20 protein-coding genes are annotated in these 21926 nt (G+C 38.7%); 18 read left to right on the top strand and 2 right to left on the bottom strand.

From position 1 onward, the window contains the following. Positions 1-218: 218 nt before the first annotated feature. From rpsO to ACQV2O_RS01755, 4 genes are all read left to right on the top strand, one after another. Positions 219-488, top strand: coding sequence for a 30S ribosomal protein S15 (gene rpsO / locus ACQV2O_RS01770; protein WP_428874122.1), 270 nt, complete (start codon positions 219-221; stop codon positions 486-488). 161 nt (positions 489-649) lie between these two features. Continuing rightward, on the top strand, positions 650-2755 hold the full coding sequence (gene pnp / locus ACQV2O_RS01765) for a polyribonucleotide nucleotidyltransferase (RefSeq protein ID WP_428874826.1): 2106 nt from the start codon (positions 650-652) through the stop codon (positions 2753-2755). A gap of 228 nt (positions 2756-2983) precedes the next feature. After that, complete coding sequence (locus ACQV2O_RS01760; protein WP_428873766.1) at positions 2984-4672, top strand: ribonuclease J; 1689 nt, start codon at positions 2984-2986, stop codon at positions 4670-4672. 2 nt (positions 4673-4674) lie between these two features. Then, the gene (locus ACQV2O_RS01755) at positions 4675-5274 is read left to right on the top strand and encodes an energy-coupled thiamine transporter ThiT (RefSeq protein ID WP_428874825.1); all 600 of its coding nucleotides are present in this window, start codon (positions 4675-4677) and stop codon (positions 5272-5274) included. A 96-nt stretch (positions 5275-5370) separates the two neighbouring features. Here ACQV2O_RS01755 and ACQV2O_RS01750 read toward each other — a convergent pair whose 3' ends face one another. Beyond that, on the bottom strand, positions 5371-5721 hold the full coding sequence (locus tag ACQV2O_RS01750) for a hypothetical protein (protein WP_428874824.1): 351 nt from the start codon (positions 5719-5721) through the stop codon (positions 5371-5373). Positions 5722-5911: 190 nt separating this feature from the next. On the opposite strand from ACQV2O_RS01750, the gene gmk reads away from it, so the two are divergent. From gmk to ACQV2O_RS01695, 11 genes are all read left to right on the top strand, one after another. Then, entirely contained in the window at positions 5912-6553 is a 642-nt protein-coding gene (gene gmk, locus ACQV2O_RS01745) for a guanylate kinase (RefSeq protein ID WP_428873763.1), read from the top strand. Continuing rightward, complete coding sequence (gene rpoZ / locus ACQV2O_RS01740) at positions 6550-6744, top strand: DNA-directed RNA polymerase subunit omega (RefSeq protein ID WP_428873762.1); 195 nt, start codon at positions 6550-6552, stop codon at positions 6742-6744. The genes gmk and rpoZ overlap by 4 nt, the downstream gene beginning before the upstream one ends. A 75-nt stretch (positions 6745-6819) precedes the next feature. Next, positions 6820-9234, top strand: a complete 2415-nt coding sequence (gene priA / locus ACQV2O_RS01735) for a primosomal protein N' (protein WP_428874822.1) — start codon at positions 6820-6822, stop codon at positions 9232-9234. 14 nt (positions 9235-9248) lie between these two features. Next, positions 9249-10229, top strand: a complete 981-nt coding sequence (gene fmt / locus ACQV2O_RS01730; protein WP_428873760.1) for a methionyl-tRNA formyltransferase — start codon at positions 9249-9251, stop codon at positions 10227-10229. 6 nt (positions 10230-10235) lie between these two features. Next, positions 10236-11597 (top strand): 16S rRNA (cytosine(967)-C(5))-methyltransferase RsmB, encoded by a 1362-nt coding sequence (gene rsmB, locus ACQV2O_RS01725; protein ID WP_428873759.1) that lies wholly within the window; start codon positions 10236-10238, stop codon positions 11595-11597. An 8-nt stretch (positions 11598-11605) separates the two neighbouring features. Next, entirely contained in the window at positions 11606-12382 is a 777-nt protein-coding gene (locus ACQV2O_RS01720) for a Stp1/IreP family PP2C-type Ser/Thr phosphatase (protein ID WP_428873758.1), read from the top strand. Beyond that, positions 12366-14345 carry a Stk1 family PASTA domain-containing Ser/Thr kinase gene (pknB, locus tag ACQV2O_RS01715; protein WP_428873757.1) on the top strand — a complete coding sequence of 660 codons (1980 nt, stop codon included), beginning with the start codon at positions 12366-12368 and terminating at the stop codon, positions 14343-14345. Before ACQV2O_RS01720 ends, pknB begins: the two co-directional genes overlap by 17 nt. A 78-nt stretch (positions 14346-14423) precedes the next feature. Further along, positions 14424-15344 carry a ribosome small subunit-dependent GTPase A gene (rsgA, locus tag ACQV2O_RS01710; protein ID WP_428873756.1) on the top strand — a complete coding sequence of 307 codons (921 nt, stop codon included), beginning with the start codon at positions 14424-14426 and terminating at the stop codon, positions 15342-15344. A 12-nt stretch (positions 15345-15356) separates the two neighbouring features. Then, complete coding sequence (gene rpe / locus ACQV2O_RS01705; protein ID WP_428873755.1) at positions 15357-16001, top strand: ribulose-phosphate 3-epimerase; 645 nt, start codon at positions 15357-15359, stop codon at positions 15999-16001. An 11-nt stretch (positions 16002-16012) separates the two neighbouring features. Beyond that, entirely contained in the window at positions 16013-16675 is a 663-nt protein-coding gene (locus tag ACQV2O_RS01700) for a thiamine diphosphokinase (RefSeq protein ID WP_428874820.1), read from the top strand. Positions 16676-16806: 131 nt separating this feature from the next. Continuing rightward, the gene (locus ACQV2O_RS01695) at positions 16807-17307 is read left to right on the top strand and encodes a hypothetical protein (RefSeq protein ID WP_428873753.1); all 501 of its coding nucleotides are present in this window, start codon (positions 16807-16809) and stop codon (positions 17305-17307) included. 67 nt (positions 17308-17374) lie between these two features. Here ACQV2O_RS01695 and rpmB read toward each other — a convergent pair whose 3' ends face one another. Next, positions 17375-17563 (bottom strand): 50S ribosomal protein L28, encoded by a 189-nt coding sequence (gene rpmB / locus ACQV2O_RS01690; protein ID WP_258436016.1) that lies wholly within the window; start codon positions 17561-17563, stop codon positions 17375-17377. Positions 17564-17765: 202 nt separating this feature from the next. Here rpmB and ACQV2O_RS01685 point away from each other — a divergent pair, with 202 nt between their 5' ends. From ACQV2O_RS01685 to recG, 3 genes are all read left to right on the top strand, one after another. Then, positions 17766-18122 carry an Asp23/Gls24 family envelope stress response protein gene (locus ACQV2O_RS01685; protein WP_428873752.1) on the top strand — a complete coding sequence of 119 codons (357 nt, stop codon included), beginning with the start codon at positions 17766-17768 and terminating at the stop codon, positions 18120-18122. Positions 18123-18142: 20 nt separating this feature from the next. Then, positions 18143-19810, top strand: a complete 1668-nt coding sequence (locus tag ACQV2O_RS01680; RefSeq protein ID WP_428874819.1) for a DAK2 domain-containing protein — start codon at positions 18143-18145, stop codon at positions 19808-19810. Positions 19811-19885: 75 nt separating this feature from the next. Continuing rightward, positions 19886-21922 carry an ATP-dependent DNA helicase RecG gene (gene recG, locus ACQV2O_RS01675; RefSeq protein ID WP_428874817.1) on the top strand — a complete coding sequence of 679 codons (2037 nt, stop codon included), beginning with the start codon at positions 19886-19888 and terminating at the stop codon, positions 21920-21922. Positions 21923-21926: the final 4 nt, after the last annotated feature.

Genomic DNA, 21926 nt, shown 5'->3' with positions numbered 1-21926 from the left:
ATAAGCATGCCCATTTAGAAGCACCTTGTGTAACATATGTTTGACAACTCTAGACCCTATTTCCAATTAATTAAGAAAACCCCTTGATTATGAGACTGCTTTAAACTATAATTAATCATTGTTCTGTATGAAAATTCAGAACAATGCCCTCGCTCGGTTTAGCGCATCACCAACGCTTTACTTAGCTAGTGGAAATAAAATAGAAAGAGGTGAATAATATGGCATTAACACAAGAACGTAAAACTGAAATCATGAAAGAATACGCACGTCACGAAGGTGATACCGGTTCTGTTGAGGTTCAAGTTGCTGTCTTAACAGAAGACATCAACAATTTAAACGACCATATTAAAACACATAAGAAAGATTTTCACTCTTATCGTGGATTAATGAAGAAAATTGGTCACCGTCGTAACCTTCTTGCTTACCTACGTAACAAGGACGTTACTCGTTACCGTGATTTAATTAAAAGATTAGGATTACGTCGTTAATCCTGCGACTAAAGGATGGCAATTAGCCATCCTTTTTGTTATATTACTAGTAGATTTGTTCGGAGTTTCACACTATACAAAAATGAGTCGTTTAAACTTTAAACGGTTGATTTTTGTTTAGTGCTACTCCGAATGATTAAAAATTTAAAAGGAGTTATGTTATGACAACTAAACAAGTATTTGAAACAAATTGGGGAGGCCGTCCCTTAATTGTTGAAGTAGGACAAATGGCTAAACAAGCCAATGGAGCAGTTTTAGTACGTTATGGCGATACAGTCGTTTTGACTGCTGCTGTCGCTTCCAAATCCCCTTCACCGATGAATTTCTTCCCCTTAACGGTTCACTACATTGAAAAAATGTATGCGGTTGGTAAGGTGCCAGGTGGTTTCTTAAAACGTGAGGGTAGACCTTCTGATAACGCGACCCTGACTGCCCGCTTAATTGACCGTCCAATCCGCCCAATGTTTCCTGAAGGCGTGCGGAATGAAATTCAAATTACTAATACAGTCCTTTCAGTTCAACAAGATTGCTCACCAGAGATGGCAGCTATGTTTGGTTCTTCGCTAGCATTGGCTATTTCAGATATACCATTTGATGGACCGATTGCCGGAGTGGATGTGGGACGTGTCGATGGTGAATTTGTTATCAACCCTACACCCGACCAAAAAGAAGTTTCTGAGATTGATTTAACCGTAGCAGGGACTGCGACCGCGATCAACATGGTAGAATCTTCTGCTAAGGAAGCATCAGAAGAGGATATGCTGGAAGCCTTATTGTTTGGACACGCTAATATTCAAGAATTAGTGGCCTTTCAAAAAGAGATTGTCCAAGCAGTTGGAAAAGAAAAAATTGAATTTGAATTAGTTCAAATCGATCAAGAAATCACTGAGCAAGTCAAGAGCTTATACAATGAAAAAATGGTTACAGCTGTTAAAACACAGGAAAAACAAGCCCGCGATGAAGCGGTTAATCAATTGAGTGAAGAAGCTGAAGTTTTCTTTAGTGAAAAGTATGCCGAAGCAGAAGATTTAGAAGAGAAACTGAAAGATGTTTCTTCGGCTATGCAGGACTTAGAAAAAGAAGTCGTTCGTCGGTTGATTACCCATGACCGTATTCGTCCAGATGGTCGTCAAATAGATGAAATTCGTCCTTTGGAATCTTTGGCTGGCATTTTACCACGTACCCATGGTTCAGGACTCTTCACCCGTGGACAAACGCAAGCTTTATCAGTAGCTACCTTGGCTCCTTTATCCGAACATCAAATTATTGATGGTCTTGGATTAGAAGAAGGCAAACGCTTCATGCATCATTATAACTTCCCTAACTTCTCAGTAGGAGAAACCGGACGAGTGGGTTCACCAGGTCGTCGTGAAATTGGTCACGGTGCGCTAGGTGAGAAAGCTTTAACCCAAGTGATTCCTTCAGAAGAAGAATTCCCATACGTTATTCGTTTAGTGGCTGAAGTATTAGAATCCAACGGTTCTTCTTCACAAGCATCCATTTGTGCCGGTACGCTGGCATTAATGGATGCCGGTGTTCCGATTAAAGCACCGGTGGCAGGAATTGCTATGGGCTTAGTGATGGACGGCGATAACTACACTGTCCTAACCGATATCCAAGGCTTAGAAGACCACTTAGGCGATATGGACTTTAAAGTGGCGGGGACTGCCGAAGGCATTACGGCCTTACAAATGGATATTAAGATAAAAGGAATTACTAAGGCCATTTTAGAAGAAGCTTTAGCCCAAGCTAAAAAAGCCCGTCTCGAAATCCTAGATAATATCACTCGTGAATTAGCTCAACCACGACCAGAATTAAGTCCTTATGCACCGAAGATTGAAATGGTGCAAATTGATCCTGAAAAAATTAAGGTGGTTATTGGTAAGGGTGGTGACACCATTAACTCCATTATTGACCAAACTGGCGTTAAGATGGATATTTCTCAAGAAGGACAAGTTAGCATTGCTTCTTCAGATTTAGCTATGATTAAAAAGGCAAAAGAGATTGTGCTTAGCTTAGTTGAAGATGTGGAAGTCAATAAAATATACGAAGGTAAGGTTATTAGAATTGAGAAGTATGGTTGCTTTGTGGAAGTCCTACCTGGTAAATCAGGTTTGCTTCACATCTCTCAAATTGATCATCGTCGCATTGAAAAGGTCGAAGATGTCTTTGATATTGGGGATACTGTAACAGTCAAAGTAACCAGTATCGATGAAAAAGGTCGGATTGATTTATCACGTAAAGTGTTAATGCAAAAGCCAGAATAATTATTAACGATAAATTTAATAAGTCTTAGCCCCCTCCTATAAATGAAGGGGGCTTATTCTAATTCATTAGTCTTTAATCAGTAGTCGTTGAGGTGGAAAGAGGCTCAAATTTTAATTTAAGGTGGTCTATGTTATAATAACTGAGATAAGCCAGAATTTGACCCCTTAACGGAGATCAAGCTGCTAAGCGTTTAATAAAATATGAAAAAATAATAATAGAGGTGTATTATGAGTGAGATTAAAGTTATTCCCTTAGGTGGTGTTCGCGAAGAAGGCAAGAATATGTATTTGGTCGAAGTCGATCAAGCCATATTTGTGCTAGATTGTGGGCTATTGTATCCACAAGATGATTTATTAGGAATTGATATGGTGATTCCAGACTTCACCTATTTAGAAGAAAATGCTGAGCGTGTAGTGGGGATTTTCTTGTCACATGGGCATGCCGATGCAGTAGGTGCCTTACCTTATTTATTAGATAAGATTGATGCCCCGGTTTTTGGAACCCAGTTAACGATTGAATTGGCTTCTATTTCTGCTCGTAGACAAGGACACGATGACCGCCTTGAAAATTTCCATGTGATTGATTCAGAAACTGAAATTGAATTTGGTGATGTCAATGTTTCTTTCTTCCCTACCACTCACACCATTCCAGATTCAGTCGGAATTGTGATAGATACTAAAGATGGGGCGATTGTCTTCACAGGCGATTTCCGCTTTGACCCTTCAGCTTCTCAAGCTTACCGCACTGATTTTGGTCGGTTGACAGACTTAGGTAAGAAAAAGGTTCTTGCCTTATTGAGTGACTCTGCTGAGGCAGAATCACCAGTGGAAAATGTGAATGATCGTGTTATTACAGAAGAAATAACAGAAGTTTTCCGCAATGCGCGAGGAAGAGTGATAGTAGGGACGATTGGCTCGAACATTATGCGTATTCAGCAAGTCTTAGAAGCAGCTCACCATTCAAGACGAACCATTTTCTTCCCAACCAAAGACCTTTACGAAATTGTCGATGTCGCTTTAAAGTTAGATAAAATTTCTATTCCAAGTCGTGATGTCTTTGGTAATTTTAAAAATATCGATAAATATCAAGAGGATCAAATTGTTATTCTGGCTACTGGCGATGTGGGCGAACCGATTCAAACTATCCAAGCCATGGCTCAAGGTAAGCATAAAACAGTCACCATAAAGGAAGATGATACGGTTTATATTGCAACCACTCCATCTGTTTCAATGGAAAAGAGTGTGACTCGTACCAAAGATATGATTTATAGAGCCGGTGCTCGGGTTATGAGTGTGACAGACCACTTTAAGACATCGGGTCATGCTACACCCAATGATTTAAAATTAATGTTAAACTTTATTCAACCGGACTTTTTACTTCCAGTCAGTGGGGAATACCGTATGTTAAGAGCCCACGGTGATCTAGCCTTGCAAGTGGGAATGTCTGAAGATCAAATTATTATCCCATCTATTGGAGATGTATTAAGCTTTGAAAACGGAAAAGTTATCCAAGCAGGTCAGGTGACAGCAGGGGATGTCTTAGTCGATGGAAGTGGCGTAGGCGATATTGGGAATGTGGTTTTAAGAGACCGTCGTATTTTAAGTGAAGACGGAATTTTCGTTGTAGTCGCGACTATTTCACGTCGTTTGAAGAAAATTCTAGTTGGCCCACAAATTACCTCGCGTGGTTTCGTCTTTATGAAAACTTCCATTGATTTAATTGAAGCTTGTTCAGATATTACGCTAGATGTTTTAGAAAAACACATTGTTTCAGATGATTTTGATTGGAATAATCTTAAGGGCGATCTGCGTGAAAAAATTGGTAAGTATCTATATAAGGAGACTAAACGTCGTCCGGTTATCCTACCGATTATTATGGAAGCTTCAAATTATCAAGTAAAAAAAGGTGATAAATAATTATGAATAAACGCAGTATTAGACAGTTTTGGGACATGGTGATTGCTCTTGTCCTATCCCTAATCTTGTTTTTTGTGTCTGATGAAGTAGCCATTAATTTTTTTGGGCTTGAGCTAATTATTGCCTTAATTCCTTTAATGTGGTTGGCATTGCGCCATGGCGCCCCATCAGCTATTATTAGCGGACTTTTGGTAGGAATTATCCAAGGAGTGCTTAACGGGGGATTAGATGATGGGTTAGTCTTAATCGTTCAATGGATTGCTCCCATCTTAGCAGTAGGAGTAACCGGTTTATTTGCGAAATATACACAAAAGACCTTGAACAATAAACGTTACTCTTCTACTTATTTGAATATCTTCACTGGCAGTCTTTTAGCTTTAATATTATTTATTGCTATTCGCCAACTGATTGTGCCATTTGCCTTGGGTGAAGAAGTCTTATTTGAGTTCAATAATCTTAACCATTGGCTAGGTCTTTTATTATCCTGGCTGCTATCAGCAAGTGTCCTAGTGCTGCTTGCGCGATTTATGCCACAAACAATTATTCCCAAACGCAGTAAATATCTTTCACGCAAAGAAACTTCTAGTTTATTAAATGATTAACAAAATTAATTAAAGCCCCCATCTTAATGATGAGGGCTTTTAAAAAAACAGCGGGGAGGATGCTGTTTTAATCAAATCTTTAATCGATTAATGGACTTAAGCAATTAAAGTTTCTGTGATGGCAGTCACATTAATAATTTGATTCAAATTTAAAAGGAAGTGATTGGCTCCTACTTGCAGGCTAACGCTGTTTTGTGAACCAATTGGAGCCAGTACATATGCTTCCATTTCGGTCATATCCATTGTTTGATCGGGTAAATAATATTCAATGAGTATGTTTAAAGGAACTTGCTTGATATAAGCTTGATGAAGGATTCTTTCAACTTGTGCAAGGGGCATCATTTCAATAGATTCTTTGATAAGTGGAGTGGGTTGAAAGAAAGGTTGAAAAAGGGATTGGCTTACACGGCCAAGCCAGTTAGTTTGTCTTTTGATGGGTAATTCCATAAAAACCTCTCCTTTAATATCGAACGTTTGTTTGTAATTATATTATACGAACAAAGGTTCTTTTTGTCAACCTTTTTACGAACAAATTTTCGCATTTCATAATGGCTGTATTTTATTTATTTTTCAGCTTATCTTTATGTAGAGAGTGAATTGTGGTACTATATAGAACATGAAGTAATGGAGGGAAGTCATGTTAAAACAAAGGGGATTATTAATCGTTTTATCAGGCCCTTCGGGTGTCGGAAAAGGAACAGTTCGCAGCGCGATTTTTGAAGATTCAAATTGTGACTATGTTTATTCTGTTTCAGCAACTACTCGAGAGCGTCGACCAGGTGAATTAGAAGGGGTAGACTACTTCTTTATGAGTAGAGAATCATTTGAGGACTTAATTTCCCAAGAAGCCTTGTTAGAGTACGCGGAATATGTTGGAAATTACTACGGGACGCCGCTAGCATCTATTGAAGAAAATTTAGCGCAAGGACGCGATGTATTTCTTGAAATTGAAGTTCAAGGTGCCCGTAAGGTGAGAGAGAAGATTCCTGAGGGAATTTTCATTTTCTTAGCGCCTCCAAGTCTGAATGAGTTGGAGTCCCGTCTAACCGATCGAGGAACGGATTCCCAAGAAGTAATCGCTCGCCGTATGAATAAAGCTAAAGAGGAAATTGAATTAATGCGTCACTATGATTACGTGGTAGTTAATGATGAAATTTCTGAGGCGGTCGATGAAATTAATGCTATAATTAAAAGTGAACATCTAAGGGTTGAAAGAGTCATGCATTCGATCCAGGCAGATATTAATGCATATTTTGAAGAGGAGGCTAAGCAATCATGATGCTATATCCATCAATTGACGAATTATTGAAAAAAGAACCATCTAAGTATTCTTTAATAACTTTGGCAAGTAAACGCGCTAAAGAAATGGAAGATTATAAAATTATGCAATTACAAGACTATCAATCAGATAAACCTGTAGGCAAGGCTTTAGAAGAAGTTGTTGCGGGCGTATTATCCATTAAAAAATAAGAGGGCGAATAAGAAGGCTACTATGCAGATCATTTTTAATGATTTCATAGTAGCTTTTTAATAGGAGGTGAGCGAATGATCGCTGAAGTTATCATTGATATACCTACTGCACAAGTCAATCATAGCTTTGATTACAAAGTAAGTGCTGAAATGCAAGCTTTAATAAAGGTTGGTATGCGAGTGGAAGTTCCTTTTGGATATCGTAACCTAATGGCTTTTGTTGTTCATTTAAAAGATAATAGTGACTATCAAGGGGAATTAAAGGCGATTAGACGCTTGATTGATTACGAATCTTTTTTGAGTCAGGAACTAGTTGAACTTTCTCAAGTGCTTGCCGACCAACTTTATGCTTTTAGGATTTCAGTCCTACAAGCCATGTTGCCAAGTATTTTACGAGTCAAGTATCAAACGGTTGTTACAGTTAAACAGTCTGAAAAATTAGCTGAAGTGCTCGATTGTTCACCTGCAAAGTTAAATCAGCTTGGTGTCACGCGCCAATGGTTGGAAGAAAGGTTGACAGCTAGTCAAATTCGTTCATTATTAGATGAAGAAATTATTCAATTATCTTATCAGTTAATTGATAAAAAAACGCATAAGACCCTTAAGTATATCTTGCCTAATCGTTCACAGGCAGAATACCAAGACTTACTCGATCATTTAGATAAACGCAGTCATAAACAAGGTCAAGTTTTATCAGTCCTCATCGACCATCAATGGACTCAAGCCATAGAGTTCGATCAATTAGCAAAGCTGGCTCAAGTTTCTAAGGCCACCCTTAATACCATGATTAAAAAGGGGTGGTTGACGCTGGAAGAAAGGGAAGTTTATCGGCCAGCTTATCAAGTAGATCAAGCACTTCCTTCCTCAGCCAAAGCCTTATTAGCACAGCAACAAACAGCATTTGAGACTATAAAAAATCACATGACAGCTGAAGAAGCCCAAACCTTTTTATTGCAAGGAGTCACCGGATCAGGTAAAACCGAAGTCTATTTACAATTAATAGCTGAAGCCCTTAAAGCTGGTAAATCAGCGATTCTATTAGTGCCAGAGATTGCCTTAACACCACAAATGGTAGACCAGGTGATTGGTCGCTTTGGCAAAGGCGTTGCCGTTTTGCATTCAGCCTTATCATTGACCGAAAAATATGATGAATGGCGCAGAATCATTCGGCAAGAAGCGAAAGTGGTCGTCGGAGCGCGTTCTTCTATTTTTGCTCCGTTAAAAAATATCGGCATCATTATTATTGATGAAGAACATGAAACGACCTATAAACAAGGAGACAATCCACGTTATCATGCAAGAGAAGTTGCTAAATGGCGATCAAAATACCATCAGTGTCCCTTAGTTTTAGGTTCAGCCACACCTTCTTTAGAATCACGTGCTCGGGCTGAAGTTGGTAAGTATCAATTATTAAGAATGGACCAACGTGTTAATCAACAACCCTTACCACCCGTAACCATAGTGGATATGACTCAGCATTTATTGGATCAAGAAACACTGGAACTTTCTCAACTTTTAGAAGATAAAATTGCCGAAAAATTAGCGTCTAAAGAACAGGTTGTTTTGCTTTTAAATCGCAGAGGCTATGCCTCTTATGTCTTATGCCGTGAATGTGGTCATGTCATTCAATGCCCACATTGTGACATCTCTTTAACTTACCATAAGACTGGAGAAAAGCTTAAATGTCATTATTGTGATTACCAAGTAGGACTGCCAACCAATTGTCCTCAGTGTGGTTCTAAGCATTTGAGAAAACAAGGCATTGGCACTCAAAAAGTAGCCGAAAGTTTAAAGCAACGCTTTCCTCAAACACCCATTATCCGTATGGATAATGACACCACTCGACGCAAGGGCGCTCACAAAAAATTATTAAAAGCATTTGCCAGTCAAGCAGGTTCAATCCTTTTAGGAACACAGATGATTGCTAAAGGTCTCGACTATGAACAGGTAACCCTGGTTGGTGTTATTAATGCAGACACTGGTTTGAACTTACCAGACTTTAGAGCTGCTGAAAAAACCTTTCAGTTGCTGACTCAAGTAGCCGGAAGAACAGGGCGAGGCAAGCTAAAAGGCGAAGTGGTCATTCAAACCTATAATCCTAACCATTATGTGATTCAGCTAGCCAAAAAACATGATTATGACAATTTTTTTTATTACGAAATGCGAAGACGCCATATGAGCCATTATCCTCCTTATTTTTATACAACATTAATTAAGGTGTCTTCTAAAAACCGAGGCAAGGCTCAAAAAATGATCTATCAACTCAAGGATCAATTGATGGACAAAGTGAATACCCAATTAATGATATTAGGTCCCTCAACAGGAGGAATTGAAAGAATCAATGATTATTATCAATTCCATTTGCTCTTAAAATATAAAGAAGTAGACTTAGTTAAAGATCAGCTACAAACTATTCTTCTTGCTAGTCAAGAAAGCCAGGCCAAGGGAGTCTTTGTTCAAATAGACCATGAACCCCAGTATTTTATTTAGAAAGAGGTTATTGAATGAAAAAAATAATTTTTATGGGAACCCCTCCTTTTGCGGCAACCATTCTGAAAGGATTAATTCAACAAGTAGAGTATGAAGTGATTGCAGTAGTGACTCAACCAGATCGTCCAGTTGGTCGAAAACGTATTCTAACACTACCTCCAGTTAAAAAAACAGCTTTAGAAGCTAATATTCCAGTCTTTCAACCGGAAAAGTTAGCCGATTCAAAGGACTATCAGACTCTATTGAATACAGAAGCCGATTTAATCATAACGGCTGCTTACGGACAGAAAATACCACTTGCTTTATTAGAAGCACCCAGTCAAGGGTCTATTAATGTTCATGCTTCACTCTTACCTAAATATCGTGGAGGGGCTCCAATTCATTATGCAATTTGGCGGGGTGAAGAAGAGACGGGTGTAACAATTATGAAAATGACTGAAGAAATGGATGCTGGGGATATTCTCATTCAAACAGTTTTACCGATTTCTGAGAAGGATGATGTGGGCATACTGTTTGAAAAACTGGCTGTCGTTGGTAAAGAATTATTATTGAATTTCTTGCCGAAATTTTTTAATGGGGAGTATGAAGCGACTCCACAAGAATATAGCCAAGTACTATATTCTCCAACCATCAAAAAGCATGAAGAGCAGTTAAATTGGTTGCAAAGTGCGCGTGTCATTGACCGTCATATACGCGCCTTTAGACCTTTTCCAACAACCTATACCCTACTAGATGGTCAAAGAGTAAAAATCTGGCAAGCTCAACCCTTAAAAGAACTGGATGATAACATTGAAAGAATATTAACAGAAGAAATTCCGGGCCAAATTGTTGCTGCTGATGAAGAACACTTCTATGTTCGATGTGGTCAAGATTCCTACTTAGCAGTTAGTGAATACCAGCCCGCTGGAAAAAAAAGGATGATGGTTAAAGAATACTTAAAAGGGACACCGGCAGAAAGTTTAATTGGTAAGATATTCGACAGTGAAAAGGACTAATAAATAATGAAAATTAAACAAAGAAGCCAAACAAAATTGAAAAACAATCTCCGCTGGGACATGCTGAGATTGTTAGATCAAATTGATAACCAAGACCAATATTCTAATATCGTGATAGATAATTATCTGGCTTCAAGTAATCGAAGCAGTCAAGATAAAAATTTAGTGGTTAAGGTGGTTTACGGTAGTGTCCAACGTCGCTTGACCTTGGATTTCTATTTACAGGATTTAGTAAAAGGTAAAATAGAAGATTGGGTACGCAGCCTATTGCGATTATCTATCTATCAAGCTGTTTATTTAGACCGCGTGCCTCAGCACGCTATTGTAAATGAAGCAGTCGAGATAGCCAAAGTAAACGGACACCAAGGCATTGGAAAATTAGTTAATGCTATTTTACGTAACTTTTTCCGCCAAGAGCCTCAGTCATTGACGGTAATCACAGAACCCTTGGAGAGACTATCGATTGAGCATTCCGTTCCGCTTTGGTTGGTCAAATACTTTGACCAGCACTTACCAGAACATCAGCTCAAAGCATTTCTTTCTAGTTTGAATCAAGTTCCTAATTTGAGTGCTAGAATCAATGGTCCAACAGCCAAACGATCACATATCATGGACCAATTAAAAGAGCAAGGGTTGGCGGTTACTAGCAGTCAAGTTTCTCCTTTTGGTTTTCGAATCACAGCAGGGGATGTCTTTAATAGTCAAGCTTATCAGGAAGGTTTGTTTACCATTCAGGATGAATCATCCATGCTGGTTGCACCTTTAGGTAAATTGACAGGTTCTGAAAATGTTTTGGATGCATGTGCAGCTCCAGGAGGAAAAGCTAGCCATATTGCTTCACTTCTAACTGACGGACACTTAACAGCTTTAGATATTTCTAAGCATAAGTTAAGTATCTTAAAAGATCATGCCGAGCGGTTAGGCTTAAGTCATAAGATAGATTCAATAGTAACCGATGCCTTGGACTTCCAACCACTTTCTCAAACTGCTTTTGATGTGATATACTTAGATGCACCCTGTTCGGGTATCGGTTTGATGCGTCGTAAACCTGAAATCAAATATCAGAAGTCGCCTGTCGCTATTCAAGAACTGGTTAAATTACAAAAGCAATTATTTAATCATATGCTTTCTTTGCTCAAGCCAGGTGGTCGCTTAGTCTATTCTACTTGCACCCTGACTTATGAGGAAAATGAACAATTAATTGAAGAAATCTTAAAGGAAAATAGTGAGTGGCAAGTGGAGTCCATCCTAGCTGAAGAAGTTTTAACAGATAATGTAATAACTTCCCAAGGCTTTCTTCGCATTTGGCCCCAACAGCATGGAACAGATGGCTTTTTTATCAGTCGTTTTCTTAAAAAAATAGATTGAGGTGAGTTATGAAAATCACTATACATTCAAACATAGGGAGAAAGAGAAGTTCTAACCAAGATTATGCGGATTATTTTTATTCTCAAAACCAACAAATCCTTTTTATTCTATGTGATGGCGTGGGAGGCAACTTGGCAGGAGATATTGCTAGTCAACAAACGACAGAGTTTGTTGGTCGGGCATTCGAAACAATTGATTACCCTATGACCATCACCCAAGCGCATGCTTGGATGACCCAAATGACCAATCAAGTGAATACTTTCATTTTGAATCAAGCAGACCTTAATCCAGATTATGAAGGAATGGGAACGACAATTGTACTTGCAACAATTGTCGAGCAGACCATTCTTATTTGTCATGTCGGTGATTCGCGGGCTTATGCATACGGAGCGGGCCAATTAAAGCAATTAACCGAAGACCATTCTTTAGTCAATGAGTTAATTCGTACAGGTGAAATAACAGTAGAAGAGAGTATTGATCACCCACGTCGTAATGTGGTCACCCAATCCATTGGAACACCAATGGTTTTAGAACCAGCTTTTTCAGAGATTTCTCTTGATAAAGTGGAACTTCTCTTGCTTTGCTCGGATGGTTTAAACGGCATGCTTAAAAATGAAGAAATTGAACAAATAATTAATAATCAAACAGATTTAGACCGCTTAGGTGATGAACTAGTCGCAGCGGCTAATAATGCTGGGGGTCTCGATAATATTACTATTATTCTAGCCAGCGATTTTAATTTGGAGGACGAAGGAGGTGACATTATTCATGGAAATAGGGGATAAACTATCCGATCGTTATGTCCTAACTTCTGTCATTGGTCAAGGCGGCATGGCAAATGTCTTTTTAGCTCATGATTTAATTTTGGATCGAGACGTAGCTGTGAAGGTGTTACGTTATGACTTCCAGGATAATCAAGATGCGATTCGTCGTTTCCAAAGAGAAGCCATTTCAGCCAGTCAACTTCTACATCCCAATATTGTAGAAGTTTATGATGTCGATGAACATGAAAAACAGCAATATATTGTGATGGAATATGTAAAAGGTCAAGACCTTAAAACTTTTATCAAAAAGAATGCACCTGTCCCGCTAGAACTAGTTGTTTCCATTATGGGACAAATTGTAGCGGCTATCGATGTGGCCCACAAAAATCGTATTATTCACCGCGATATAAAACCACAAAACATTTTAATTACTGCAAATAATGTGGTTAAGATTACGGACTTTGGTATTGCTGTGGCTTTATCAGATACTTCGATTACTCAAACCAATACCTTGCTAGGCTCAGTTCATTACCTATCGCCCGAGCAAGCCAAGGGCAATAGTGCAACCACTAAATCAGATATTTATGCCATGGGTGTAGTTTTATATGAGCTAATCACGGGTTCTGTCCCACATGATGGTGAATCCGCAGTTTCGATTGCACTTAAACATTTTCAAGAACCCTTTCCAACTATTCGAGAGCGCTTAGAATATGTTCCTCAAAGCTTAGAGAATGTCGTCTTAAAAGCGACGGCTAAGCAAGCGAAGGATCGTTATCGTACGGCTCAAGAGATGTTTAACGACTTATCTTCTTCTCTTAGTGTCGGACGTATTGATGAAAAACCCTTTATTCCTAGCAGTCAGTTGGATGAATCAGAACAATTTAAATCCATTCAGCCCATTCCAGCCGCTGATCGTGTGTTGACGGAAACAATCGAAGGGCCTGAGCCTTTAAATGAAGAGGAGTTTCCAACTTTTGATTTACCAGATAAAAAGACTAGCCATTTAGGGTCCAAGATTTTTAAAATTCTCTTCTTTGCTACGATATTGTCCTTACTATCTTTAGCTGTCTTTTTCGCCTATCGCTTATTCGTTGCCAGTGTAATCGTTCCTGAATTGGCTGGCCTAGACCAAAAACAAGCCATTGAATTACTAGAAGAGAATGATTTAATGCTAGGCGAAAGTACTGTTGTTTGGGATGATCTTATTCCGCGTGGCCAAATTATTGAAAGTGATCCCCAATCAGGGGACCGCATAAATCGTGGCTCTAAAGTTAATTTAACCTTCTCTGACGGCAAGCCGAGAGTCAAAATCGGTGATTACCTCAATCAAAACTATGAGCCGGTCCGTCGTAAACTAATTGATGCAGGTTTTATAGTTGACTTAAGGTATTTAGCAGCTAGTCAGTCAGAAGCAGGTAAAATTTTAGAACAGAGTATTGCACCGGGTACGGAAGTCGTTCCTGGTGAAAGTTCAATTATTTTAGTAATCGGATCCTATTCTGAGCAAACGACCATGCAAGATTTTACTAATTTATCGATTGATATGGTCTATAAGTTTGCAGACACCTATGGTCTCTATGTAGAAGAAGCTTATCAATATCATGATTATCTACCTGAAGGGATTGTCATTGATCAAGACCCACTTTCAGGCTCACCCATTGCTCAAGGAGACACCATTAAGGTGACGGTTTCTCAAGGTGAAGAAAAAGCAGAAGTGTCGACTGCCACAGAAACGGTATACCTTGATTATGTCCCTAAGTATGCTGAAAATGACTACGAACAAAGCAAGCCATTACCGAATAAAATCCAAGTTTTTATAGGAGATGACCGTAATAATATCACTCAAGTTGCGCGTGAAATTGAAATCACCGAATCGCGTGAAATTCAAATCGTCCTCTATATTCCCGAAGGAGGATCCGGACAGTACCGTGTCTTAAGAGACGGCGAAATTGTCGCACAGTCCTCAGCCGTTTATCCTAATTAAGAATTTGAAGAGTTAAGAGCAGCATTACTGACTCTTAACTTTTTTTCTGAATAAATACTGACCAAAGGAGGAAATTATTTGAAACAGCTTATTACCTCACATGAAGGGATCATCTATCAAGCAGTTAGTGGCTTCTATTATGTATGGTCGCAAGGAGAATCTTTTGTAACAAAAGCAAGAGGTAACTTTCGTCACTTGAAGACCAATCCCTTAGTGGGAGATCGCGTACGATTTGTCATGGATCAACAAGATGAAAGTCAAGTGGGCAGATTAGAAGAGATCTTCGAACGAGATAACTTTTTGATTCGACCGGCTGTTGCTAATGTCGACTATGCTCTCATTGTCATGTCCTTAGTTGAACCTGAGTTTTCCTATAATTTATTAGATTATTTCCTTGTTTCGATGGAGTCTCATCGCATCCAACCCATTATTATCTTGAGTAAATATGACCTTTTAATCGAGCATCAGGGACGGGATGCAGCCAATGACTTAGTAGCAGAAATCAGAGCAATCTATGAAGTAATTGGTTATGATGTTTTTCTCTTTGACCAATCCAATGAAAAGATGCAAGCTATTCAAACCATTTTCCAACAAGGAATATATGTAATGACCGGTCAATCGGGAGTGGGAAAATCGACCCTTTTAAACAAACTGCTACCTCAAGCTGAAATTAAGACCAACCAGATATCCAGCCATTTAAACCGCGGTAAGCATACCACTCGAGAAGTTACTCTTTATCGTTTTGGTCAAGGACTCTTAGCCGATACACCCGGTTTTTCAGCTATTGATTTCGACCATTTAGAAAAAGAAGAACTGGCCGCTTGTTTCCCAGAAATTCACCAAGCAGGTGCAAAGTGTCGGTTTAGATCTTGTATCCATAAGAACGAACCTAATTGCCAAGTGAAAGAGTTGGTGGCAAGTAGCATAATAAGTAACAGCCGTTATCAAAATTATTTGCAGATTTTAGAAAAAATTGAAAACAAAAAAATTTATTATTAAAGGAGAATAGTCATGAAAATTGCACCTTCAATGTTGAGCGCTGATTTTAATCACTTGTTAGAAGATATCCAGACCATTGAAAAGGGTGGAGCAGATTATCTACATATTGATATTATGGATGGCAGCTTTGTACCGAATATTTCATTTGGTCCCATGATTTTTAAAGGATTAAGATCTCATAGCCATATGGTTTTTGATTGTCACATGATGGTGGATCAACCGGAGCGGTATTTGGAAATGGTTGCTGATGCGGGAGCGGATATTATCACCGTACATGTGGAAGCGACCCAACATATTCATTCAGCCTTACAAAAGATAAAAGCCTTAGGAAAAAAAGCGGGAGTGGCTATTAATCCAGGAACTCCAGTCGAAGCGGTTTATCCTTTATTGGAATTAGCGGATTTAGTCTTGGTGATGACTGTTAATCCAGGCTTTGGTGGTCAGGCTTTTATTGAATCAACCATGAAGAAGGTAGAAAAACTAGCCAAATTACGTCAAGAAAATGATCATTATCACTATGAGATTGAAGTAGACGGTGGGGTCAATGATCAAACAGCTAAAAGTTGTATAGCAGCTGGTGCAGATGTTTTAGTAGCTGGTTCCTACATCTTTAAGCAAATGGATCTGGCTGCAGCTATCGCTTCCTTAAGACCCTAAGGCCAATTAGTATGGTGGATAAGATTATTATCTGTGCTGGGGCTCCTAATCCAGCCCTCAGCCATTTGTCTGAGGTGACAGATCAGACTTATCTCATTGGAGTTGACGAAGGGGCCCTCCAATTGGTGAAGGCAGGCTATCGATTGAACGTTGCAATTGGAGACTTTGACTCGGTCACTCCCACCCAATTTAGTAAGATTGAAGCGGCTAGTCAAGAGGTTTTAAAATATCCAGCTGCCAAAGATGATACCGATATGGAGCTGGGCCTTGAATTCGCTCTTAAACAAGACAGTCGATGTCCGGTGGAAGTATATGGCGCAATAGGTAATGGAGAGGGACGTTTAGATCATTTAATTGCTAACCTTTGGCTCGTCTTTCAAGAACGCTATTTTGCAATTATCCCCCGTTTAAGCTTTATTGAAAAAGATCAAGTGGTGCGATTTTTTAAACCAGGCAATTATTTTCTAGAAGACTTGAACAATTGCCGCTACTTATCCATTATTTCAATGACGGCTGTTAAGCAGCTGCAGATTAAGCAGGCCAAATATGAACTAGGTCTAACAGATTATGCTTTTCCTCGAGCCTTGGTGTCTAATGAGTATGTCGATCAGCATAAAATAAATCTTTCTTTTACTGAAGGTCTCTTGATGGTTATTTGGGAAAAAGGAAAATAAAGGCTTGGGTTTAAAAATAGAAGATAGGGATATAAAATTGAAGCACTTTCATTATTGTGTTAAAATTTACTTAATAAATGATATTCGAAGTTTATTTAATCAAGTTTTTATTAGGAAAGGAAGTTGATGGGATGAAAAAGCTTTTTGCTTTAATAATGATTATGATACTCATGCTACCGCCAGCTATATCCGCTCAAGAGGAGATAGTTGATTTTGAGGGACGCTATTTGACTGAAGAAAACTCAAATATTATGGGGTTCGAAATAGAAGAAGACTTATTGAAAGTAATTTTAGGCCGGTCTTACTTTGGACAAGCAGCTTTGGAAGGTGATTATTCGGACGCATTACTACAATTATATACCGAGAGCATTAATCAGGATGGGCGTTTAATGATGGTAAAAACAGATGAAGCAGCAGAATCTTTAAAAAATCAACAATATATTAACCTGCGCTTTTCTGATGAAGTTCCTATGGCAGTTGAAATTATCGTACATAATCCAACCTACAGAATAAAAGATCAAAAACTAACCATTTCTTTTGCGGATAAAGAACTTTTCAGCTTTGAACTAAATGAAGAATCTAATTTGGTGGATGAAGAGGGCAATCAATTTATGCTAAAAGAAAAAGATTAAACAAAACAAAAAAGCCTCCTAGCGCTTCATCTTGATGATGATTGGCTAGGAGGTTTTAATGTATTGATTAAGCACGTTCAACTTTACCTGATTTTAATGCTCGCGCTGAAACCCAAACTTTTTGAGGTTTGCCATCGATCATAACACGTACTTTTTGTAAGTTAGCGCCAAAACGACGTTTTGATTTATTCATTGCATGAGAGCGATTGTTACCAGATACAGCTTTACGCCCTGTGAAATAACATTCTTTAGCCATGGTTCTGCCTCCTTTTCCTTGTAACAATTTAAAAGTTACATTTCATACCAAATTAATTTACCATAATTTGACTTTTGAAGCAAGTGAATTATGATGAAATTAACTACTAATCTTAAATATCTCGTTACTAAAACTATTAAAATAGGTGCTAAGCTAAAAAATTTATGCTAAACTATGGTGGATAACAAAAAGGAGGTACTTTATGGCTATTAATATCCAAACTCCAAATGGAGAGATATCCTTAGAAAATGAAGTGATTGCAACCATTGTCGGTGCAGCAGTTACTGACAACTACGGAGTTGTAGGAATGGTAAGTAAACATTTCTTCCGTGATAATTTAACAGACATTCTTAAGAAAGAAAACTATTCACGTGGTGTTTTAATTTCTCAAGAAGGAGACAATATTTCAGTAGATGTCTATATTGTCGTTTCTTACGGGACAAAAATCTCTGTGATTTGTCAAAATATTCAACAAGCTGTTAAATACAATGTCGAGCAACTCTTGGGCTTTGAATTGGACTTTGTTCATGTCCATGTCCAGGGTGTGACTATCGACTAGGATCGTTTAGGAGGTAAAGTGTGGAACTGAAAACAATCAAAGCATCTGACTTTAAACAGATGTTTATAGCAGGTGCCGAGCGCCTGGCTGAAAATGTTGACTTAGTGAATTCGTTAAATGTCTTTCCCGTGCCTGATGGAGATACAGGAACTAATATGAATATGACTTTCCAATCAGGTGTTGAGAATATGCGTAATTCTACTAGTCATCATGTTGGAGAATTAGCAAATGCCGTGGCCAAAGGACTGTTAATGGGGGCTCGAGGAAATTCAGGCGTTATCTTGTCACAAGTTTTCCGTGGCTTCTCAATGGCAATTAAAGATTGTGAAGAATTAAATGCCAAAGACTTTGCTAAGGCTTTTATTGGTGGTGTGGAATCAGCTTATAAGGCAGTGATGAAGCCAGTTGAAGGAACCATTTTAACTGTTGCTAGAGAATCTGCTGTAAAAGGTGAACAAGAAGCTAAGCAAACAGAAGACATCCTACAAGTGATGCGCACGATCGTAGCAGAGGCAAAAGAATCATTGGATCGAACACCTGAATTACTACCAGTTTTAAAACAGGTGGGTGTAGTCGATTCGGGTGGTAAGGGGCTTTTATGTATCTATGAAGGCTTCCTTGCCAATCTTTCAGGGGAAGTCATTATCGATGAAGTTGAAGACCAATCTAATGACCATGCCCACGCAATCTTCGAAGAAATGAATGAACACCCAATGTCTATGGATGAGATTACCTATGGTTTCTGTACCGAAATTATGGTAAGAATTGGACAAGGACAGACTGTTAAGAAAGCTTTTGATTATGAAGAGTTTAGACAAACGCTTGATAAAAAAGGTGATTCTTTGCTGGTTGTTGCTGATGATGAAATTGTTAAGGTTCACATCCATACGGAAGATCCAGGCGAGATTATGCAATTGGGTCAAGAATTTGGTGAGTTAATTAAAATTAAAGTCGATAATATGCGTGAGCAAGTTAGAGACTTAGAAGACAAAGAGACTACGCTGCGTCAACAAGCTGTCCCTCAAACTCAAGAAGATTACGCAGTGATTGCTGTAGCTTCAGGTAAAGGCTTGACAGAGCTCTTCCATTCTATTGGAGTAAAGGAAGTCCTTTCTGGAGGTCAGACAATGAATCCTTCTACCGAAGACTTCATTAAAGCAATCGAGCGAGTTAACGCCAAAAATATTATCTTGTTACCGAATAATAAGAATATTATTATGGCGGCTCAACAAGCGGCTGAAGTCAGTGAAGTACCAACGGTAGTTGTGGGCACAAAGTCAATCACCCAAGGAATCTCAGCCATGTTGATGTATGATCCTTCAGTTGCCATTGAAGAGAACAGACTAGCTATGGAAGAGTATGCGCTAAGCGTTGCTTCTGGACAAATTACTCATGCTATTCGAGATACAGAAATTAATGGCCTATCCATTAAAGAAAACGATTTTATGGGTATTTTAGATGGCGATATAATCTTAACCCACACTGATTTAAAAGAAACTCTGATCCAATTGGTTAATCGAATGGTGGATGAATCAAGTGAGTTAGTAACGGTTATTATTGGCGAAGAGGGTGATCATTCATTAGCCCAAGAAGTTGCTGACCATTTTGAACAAACTAACTCTGAGATTGAATTTGAACTTATTCAAGGAGACCAACCAGTCTACAATTATTTTGTAACGGTGGATTAGATTGTTAGAAAATAGCTGATCACCACTTAGTTTCTAGGTGGTGATTTATTTTTTTGCTCAAAGAGGAGGAAGAAGATGGGAAAGTCTTGGTTAGATCCTATCGATCAGCTCAAAGGTGTTGGCCCCAAGACCAGTCTTTTATTTAAACAATTAGGAATTGAAACAGTAAAGGATTTAATGTTTCATTTTCCATTTCGTTTTGAGGATATCCAAGCACGCCAGTTAGAAACTATTCTTGACCAGGAAAAAGTTGTCTTGATGGGAAAAGTTGTTAGTCCAGCTGTGGTCAACTATTTTGGTAGAAAGAAAAGTCGCTTAAGTTTTAAATTGGCTGTAGATGGCCATCAAGTGATAACCGTCTCTTTTTTTAACCAGCCCTACTTAAAGAAACAAATTGAATTAGGTCAAACGCGAGCTATCTATGGTAAATGGCAAGAAAGTAACCAGTCGCTAATGGCCATGAAATTAATTAATCCGTCAGCAGGTGAGGACTATGCACCCATTTACCATACTAGCAAGGGACTGAGTCAGGGCCAGATTGTCAAAGCCATCAAGCAAGCCTTTGTTGATTATCAAGAAAGTATTGAAGAAATCATTCCGACTTATTTAAATCAACAATTTAACTTAATAAATCTGAAGGAAGCACTTTGGGCCATGCATTTTCCTAAGCAAGATAATGCGAAAAGACAGGCCCAGCGAAAGATCATCTTCCAGGAGTTCTTTCTTTACCAATGGCGCTTACAAAGCGCCAAATTTAACCGCTTAAAAACTAAGGGTATTCAAATCCACTATCAAGTTGAAGAATTACGACAAATTATCCAAAGCATCCCTTTTGAATTAACGGATTCACAAAAAAAAGCGGTTAATGAAATTTGCCGCGATCTTTTATCACCTTATCCAATGAACCGCTTATTGCAAGGAGATGTAGGTAGCGGTAAGACCTTAGTTGCCTTCTTGACCATGATTGCTAGTGTGCAAGCAGGTTATCAAACAGCCTTGATGGTTCCAACAGAAATATTAGCTCAGCAGCATTATCAATCTTTTAATCAATATTTTGAAAAGAGTGGTTTTCATGCAGAAATATTAACTTCTGAGAGGCAAGTTTCAGAAAAAAAAGCTGTTTTACAAGGTCTAAAAACAGGACGCATCCGATTGATTATCGGTACCCATGCTTTAATTCAAGAGGGAGTAGATTTTAAATCACTCGGCTATATCGTTATAGATGAGCAACACCGCTTTGGTGTTGGCCAAAGACAGAACTTATTAGAAAAAGGTCTGGCTGGTCAAGAAGCCAATGTCCTGCAAATGACAGCAACTCCCATACCCAGAAGTTTGGCTCAGACCCTTTATGCCGACCTTTGCGTCTCAACCATGGAAGGTCTACCGCGTGGAAGGGTTGAAATTAAGACACAAGCCGTTAGTGATAAGCACATTGCCACAGTCTATGACCGTATGCAAAAAGAATTAGATAAGGGTCATCAAATCTATTATGTATTGCCTTTAATTGAAGCCAGTGAATTTATGGAACAAGTTGAAAATGTACAAGAGACTTGTCAACGTTTAAGAGAAAAATTTCCACGAGTTACAATCGATAGTTTGCATGGTCAATTGAGTAAAGAAGAACAAAAAGAAGTGATGAAAGCTTTTAAAGCTCAAGCAATTCAAATTTTAGTAGCAACCACTATGGTTGAAGTCGGTGTGGATGTACCGAATGCAACGGTCATGGTCATTCAATCAGCCGAACGTTTTGGTTTAGCCCAGCTCCATCAGTTAAGAGGGCGGGTAGGGCGAAGCCCATTACCCTCTTACTGCTTTTTAATTGCCAACCCAACGACCCAACAAGGAAAAGAACGTCTAATTAAGATGGTCGAAAGTCAAGATGGCTTTGAACTATCAAAAGCGGATATGGAAATTCGTGGCATGGGAGATGTCCTAGGACGAAATCAAAGTGGAATTGCCCAATTTACATATGGACATCCCTTACAAGACGAAGCCATTATGACAGCGGCTTATCAAGCAGTTGACCATTTAATGAGACAACCAGATATAGTGACTGAGAAAGAAACAAAAACAATTGAAAAGTATACCCAATTAATTAAATTAGAAATTTAGGAGT

Source organism: Facklamia sp. P13055 (genome assembly GCF_050409445.1).
GTDB lineage: Bacteria > Bacillota > Bacilli > Lactobacillales > Aerococcaceae > Facklamia.
This window is presented reverse-complemented; position numbering and strand designations above follow the sequence as displayed.

What these genes read in the sequence shown, in the direction of transcription:
- rpe (WP_428873755.1), top strand. Translation starts at nt 15,357, where the DNA reads ATGAAAATTGCACCTTCAATGTTGAGCGCTGATTTTAATCACTTGTTA.
- ACQV2O_RS01700 (WP_428874820.1), top strand. Translation starts at nt 16,013, where the DNA reads ATGGTGGATAAGATTATTATCTGTGCTGGGGCTCCTAATCCAGCCCTC.
- gmk (WP_428873763.1), top strand. Translation starts at nt 5,912, where the DNA reads ATGTTAAAACAAAGGGGATTATTAATCGTTTTATCAGGCCCTTCGGGT.
- ACQV2O_RS01720 (WP_428873758.1), top strand. Translation starts at nt 11,606, where the DNA reads ATGAAAATCACTATACATTCAAACATAGGGAGAAAGAGAAGTTCTAAC.
- rsmB (WP_428873759.1), top strand. Translation starts at nt 10,236, where the DNA reads ATGAAAATTAAACAAAGAAGCCAAACAAAATTGAAAAACAATCTCCGC.
- ACQV2O_RS01760 (WP_428873766.1), top strand. Translation starts at nt 2,984, where the DNA reads ATGAGTGAGATTAAAGTTATTCCCTTAGGTGGTGTTCGCGAAGAAGGC.
- rpoZ (WP_428873762.1), top strand. Translation starts at nt 6,550, where the DNA reads ATGATGCTATATCCATCAATTGACGAATTATTGAAAAAAGAACCATCT.
- priA (WP_428874822.1), top strand. Translation starts at nt 6,820, where the DNA reads ATGATCGCTGAAGTTATCATTGATATACCTACTGCACAAGTCAATCAT.
- ACQV2O_RS01695 (WP_428873753.1), top strand. Translation starts at nt 16,807, where the DNA reads ATGAAAAAGCTTTTTGCTTTAATAATGATTATGATACTCATGCTACCG.
- pknB (WP_428873757.1), top strand. Translation starts at nt 12,366, where the DNA reads ATGGAAATAGGGGATAAACTATCCGATCGTTATGTCCTAACTTCTGTC.
- ACQV2O_RS01685 (WP_428873752.1), top strand. Translation starts at nt 17,766, where the DNA reads ATGGCTATTAATATCCAAACTCCAAATGGAGAGATATCCTTAGAAAAT.
- ACQV2O_RS01755 (WP_428874825.1), top strand. Translation starts at nt 4,675, where the DNA reads ATGAATAAACGCAGTATTAGACAGTTTTGGGACATGGTGATTGCTCTT.
- ACQV2O_RS01750 (WP_428874824.1), bottom strand. Translation starts at nt 5,721, where the DNA reads ATGGAATTACCCATCAAAAGACAAACTAACTGGCTTGGCCGTGTAAGC.
- rpmB (WP_258436016.1), bottom strand. Translation starts at nt 17,563, where the DNA reads ATGGCTAAAGAATGTTATTTCACAGGGCGTAAAGCTGTATCTGGTAAC.
- fmt (WP_428873760.1), top strand. Translation starts at nt 9,249, where the DNA reads ATGAAAAAAATAATTTTTATGGGAACCCCTCCTTTTGCGGCAACCATT.
- recG (WP_428874817.1), top strand. Translation starts at nt 19,886, where the DNA reads ATGGGAAAGTCTTGGTTAGATCCTATCGATCAGCTCAAAGGTGTTGGC.
- pnp (WP_428874826.1), top strand. Translation starts at nt 650, where the DNA reads ATGACAACTAAACAAGTATTTGAAACAAATTGGGGAGGCCGTCCCTTA.
- rpsO (WP_428874122.1), top strand. Translation starts at nt 219, where the DNA reads ATGGCATTAACACAAGAACGTAAAACTGAAATCATGAAAGAATACGCA.